Annotated in this window: 3 protein-coding genes; all 3 read right to left on the reverse strand. The window is 31.0% G+C overall.

Annotated elements, in window-relative coordinates; genetic code table 11:
• Positions 1 to 5: 5 nt before the first annotated feature.
• From ACH2BG_RS02405 to ACH2BG_RS02415, 3 genes are read right to left on the reverse strand one after another with little or no spacing between them, the layout of a single operon-like run.
• The gene (locus ACH2BG_RS02405) at positions 6 to 1007 is read right to left on the reverse strand and encodes a YhcG family protein (protein ID WP_395046138.1); all 1002 of its coding nucleotides are present in this window, start codon (positions 1005 to 1007) and stop codon (positions 6 to 8) included.
• 1 nt (position 1008) lies between these two features.
• Positions 1009 to 2340, reverse strand: coding sequence for a restriction endonuclease subunit S (locus ACH2BG_RS02410; RefSeq protein ID WP_395046139.1), 1332 nt, complete (start codon positions 2338 to 2340; stop codon positions 1009 to 1011).
• Positions 2337 to 4421: a class I SAM-dependent DNA methyltransferase gene (locus ACH2BG_RS02415; protein ID WP_395046140.1), complete on the reverse strand. Its 2085-nt coding sequence runs from the start codon at positions 4419 to 4421 to the stop codon at positions 2337 to 2339. Before ACH2BG_RS02415 ends, ACH2BG_RS02410 begins: the two co-directional genes overlap by 4 nt.
• Between the last annotated feature and the right edge of the window lie 124 nt (positions 4422 to 4545).

Raw genomic sequence — 4545 nt, forward strand, 5'->3', positions numbered from 1 at the left:
ATAATTTAATTAGCGTCTAATTTTTCGATTTCTTTTTTAACCTCGTCTATTAACTGTTGTTCTGTTGGCAAGTACAATTGGTATTTACTAGCAATAATGGTACTATTATTTTCGGGCAAAGATATTTTTACAACAGCATCATTTTTGTCGGTACATAATAAAATACCTATGGTTGAGTTTTCAAAATCTTGTTTCTCAAATCGATCGTAATAGTTGACATACATTTGCAATTGACCAATATCCTGATGAGTTAGTTTAGTAGTTTTTATTTCGATAATTACAAAGCATTGCAAAAGACGATTATAGAAAACTAAATCCACAAAAAATTCATCACCCTCAATGTGTATTCTTTTTTGTCGGGCTACAAACGAAAAACCGTTGCCGAGTTCTAAAATAAAATCCTGAAGATGTGTTATTATAGCGGTTTCAAAATCCTTCTCGTAGTAGGCAGATTCTCTTCTTAAGCCTAAAAATTCCAATACCATTGGGTCTTTTATTATTTCTTTGGCATCGGTTGGTAGTTTTTCTTCTCGTGCAACTGCCAAGACGGATTGTATATCGTTGCTTAACAATAAACGTTCAAACAATTGACTGTTTACCTGACGTTCTAATTGTCTTGCCGTCCAATTGTTTTTCTCGGTTTCGGCGATGTAAAAATCTTTTTTATCTTGATTTTCTATGCGTATTAATGTTCGGTAATGCGTCCAGTTGAATTGCGAACGCAGTGCGTTCGCAATTGGAAATTGTTTATAAAACTGTCTGTTCATTTCCAATTGACGCACTGAAAAACCAGTACCAAATTGAGGCTGAAAAACATCAGAAATAGATTTAAGCAAAAATTTTCCATACTCGGCTCGTTCTTTGCCTTGTTGCTCTTCTTCAAAAATGGTTTTACCTATTTGCCAATACATCAACACTCGCTCCGTATCAATACTTCGGATTGCTTTTGCTTGTGCATTGCTTATAATGGCTTGTATTTGCTGTATAAAATCTTTTTTTAGTTCCATTTTAACTCACTTTTATTTTACCCGTTACTGCATCATTAATCAAGGTTTTGCGTAATTCTTTCAGCGTTGCTATTTGTGCATTGATGTTAGAAACTATTTTATCAATGGTTTGCGTTTTATCATCCAAAAAACTTACTATTTTCTTTTGTTCATCAATTGTATTTGGAATGAAAACAATAAAATCATTTACTTTTTCCATTTTCAAATTAATTCTTGTAAAACCTTTTCCTTCAACAGTTAATTGCTTTCTGTAATTATCAGATAATAATAAATAATTTAAAAAATATGGATTAGCTTTTCTATTAGTAACTCTATATCCTTTGCAAAAACTGTTCAAATAGGTTTCGTTTAATTCATAATCTAATATTGCTGATTTTCCAATATCTTCATAACCCTCTGAACTCATTAAAAAGAAAACATCTTCTTTTTTTACCTTATTTTGATTTTCATTATCATAAACCACAACAGTACCTAAATGGTCTTTTTTTAAATACGTATTGTTAGCAATGTTTGTAAAAGGAATAAAACGTTTATTATTTGGATTTTCATCTTGGTTGAAATCTTCTCCGCTTTTACCTGACAAACCACTATATAAATAACCTAAATCTTTTAATCTGAAAAAACTATAATTTTCATTAACATTAAATCCTAATTCAGTTACTTTAGATTTTACATACTTATCCAACCCTTTGCAAACCGCTCCATTAATCAAGCTTTTTCTATATTCTTTGTAGTAGTTGGCTTTTTGGGTTAGTAGGTTTATTTTTTTGTCTATGGCTTGGGTTTTGGTGTTTATGAAATGTACTATCTTTTTTTGTTCTTCAACTTTTGGAAAATAAATAAACAAATTTTTAACAGCATCTTGATTTATATTCGGGTCTTTTCTTGTACCATCTGCAAAAATTCTCCAACTACTTCTAAAGAATTTCAAAAAATATAAAAAGTATTCAGGATGTAATTTATTACTTGGTAGAACTGCGCATACAGATTGGTTAATTGTTGATGCTTTTTTTAAAATACTATTTTTTCCAATTGTACCAAAACCACCATACATAGCGACTAAAATGGTATCTATTGGTAAAAAAGACATATTACATTCTTCTAAAGCAATATCGGTAATTTTATACTCAACTTCAAACAATTCTCCATCATTCAAATCTGTTGTTCTAACCCAATTATGAATTCCTTCGGAATAATATTTTACTGTTTGGCTATGAGGAGTTGTACCTGACTTTGTCTTTGCCAAGTCTTTAACTCTTTTAACTTCCCAATCATTAGGAATATCGCCTAACCAATCTATTTCTGATGGTTTGTATTTGTTGTATTTAATCATATTGCCAATTCTTTTTCAAGGTTAGCTAAATCATTTTCTAACTTCATTAAATCGGCAGTGATTTCGATAATATCTCTTAATTGTTCCGGTTTGTAGAACACTTTATTGAAATTAATTTCTACACCAATGGTATTGTCTAAATACTCAAAAGGTTTGGTTACATATTTTGCCATAAAACTGGCAATGTTAGTTTTGTTGGTTTCTTCAAGAGGATGAAAAGGTATTATTTCATAATCTTTTTGAAGGTCTTTTGTGAGTTCGGCAGTTAATAAAATGTGTTCTGCTTTGGTTTTAGTTGCTTTTTTATAAGAAGATTTGATAACTATTCTACCATTACCCAAAAAGCTTTCTTTTTGATTTTTGTCTTTAACAACAATTGTTTCTTTGTGGTTATTGTATGTAAATGAATTGCCTTGATTGTCTAACAATATAAAAGCATCATCTTTATAATCAATGCTGTTTACAAATGGTTTGTAATGCTTTTCAAAATAATCTGATAAACTTGAATAAGTGGTTTTGTCAAATTCGGTTATTTCGGTTGCGTTGATGGCTTTCATTCCGTTTGCTGCCGAACTATCTACAACTAAAATACTTTTTACATCCAATTTGATGCTTTTTTCTTCTTTTACTTCGCCATCTTTTGAGACTTTGTTTGGCATTTCGATAGCATTCCCAAACTCATCAACATTAGTAAGCATAACGCTTTGCTTGTTGTAATAAAAATGCCATTTGTCAAATACTTTACAAAAATCATTACTCTCGAAAGTGGTAAATGCTTGAACGATTTCTGTTCTATTGTCAAGGCTCATTTCCTTACGTTTCTTTCCTTTACTTTTCTTTAAAGGAACAAACAAATCAGCCGCATTAATTAATATCACTTTATCCTTTCTTTCAGCTGCTTTGTTTTTGTTGAAAATCCACAAATAGGTATAAATTCCTGTATTAAAGAATTCGTCCGTAGGCATTTGAATAATAGCTTCAACCCAATCATTATCGAAGAAATGTTTCCGTATAGCACTTTCACCACTTCCAGCATCACCACTAAATAAAGTGGAACCATTATGAACCACAACGGCTAAACCATCGTTTGCTAATTGGTATAAAATGTGTTGGGTAAATAAAAACTGTCCATCAGAGATTGAAGGCAAAGCAACAAAACGCTCTGTTGTATCGTTTTGAATGTCTTTTTGATAGCCTTTCCAGTCGACACCATAAGGCGGATTGGCTACAATGATGTCAAAACGTTTTTCGATAAATGAAATATTGGTTAGCGTATTTCCATAACGAATATCACTATCGTTTCTAAAACGACTTTCAATTTTTGCTAATGCAAATAAACTATCGCTCCAATCTTCACCAAATGTTTTTGTTGGTCTTGTAAATTTTTCTTTGATTTTATCCTCAACTCCAAAAAGTAGATTTCCTCCGCCACAGGTTGGATCATATAAGGTTAAAAAGCTTTCGTTATCCTCTATTTTTGAAACAATAATATCTGTAATCAATGAAATAATATCATCTGGTGTGTATTGTTCTCCAGCGGTTTCAGCAGAAATATCAGCCCATTTTCTTTTGATGTGTTCTTCTAAAGTGGTGATTTCAGAGTTGCTGAAAGGTGTTAAATCTATTTCGCTCCAAGTTTGAACGGTTTCAAATAAAACACGTTTCTTTTTTAATTGTCCGCTAATTCCAGAAATATCCAAGAACTTTTCTTCTTCTGTTCCTTTGTCAACTCCTAATAAATATTTCGTTTCTGGGTCAAAGGCTTTTAAATAAGAATGAAAATCAACATCAAAGGCTTTGTCATTTTTGCAAATGTCTTTTAGGCTTTTATTTTTTCTGATTACAAAATCATTATATCCTAAACCTTCTAATTCGAACATTTCTACGAAATCATCCATATCGATTTCGCCAATCTGTTCTTTTAATCTTCTGGCTTCTCTAACCAATCTACTTTCTACCATTATGAGAGCGAAAAAAGGCATCATAAATTTAGGGAATTCACTTTGTTTAATTCCTGAACCTATAAGCAAGTCGGCTGTTTTCCAAATATCGCTTTCGTATTTTAGTATGTTTATGCTCATTTATATTTTTATTATTATTTAATTGTAAAACTTTTATACCAATAGTAAAAAGCTTCTGGGTTGTTCTTTTTTAATTTATTTAGTTTGCTGTATTGTTGGTCCTCGATTAGCCAATCTTTCATTT

The organism is Flavobacterium sp. (genome assembly GCF_043779715.1).
Classification (GTDB): domain Bacteria; phylum Bacteroidota; class Bacteroidia; order Flavobacteriales; family Flavobacteriaceae; genus Flavobacterium.

Bases quoted from the DNA above. Each gene is read 5' to 3' on its own strand.
- ACH2BG_RS02405 (WP_395046138.1), bottom strand. From the start codon at position 1,007: ATGGAACTAAAAAAAGATTTTATACAGCAAATACAAGCCATTATAAGC.
- ACH2BG_RS02410 (WP_395046139.1), bottom strand. From the start codon at position 2,340: ATGATTAAATACAACAAATACAAACCATCAGAAATAGATTGGTTAGGC.
- ACH2BG_RS02415 (WP_395046140.1), bottom strand. From the start codon at position 4,421: ATGAGCATAAACATACTAAAATACGAAAGCGATATTTGGAAAACAGCC.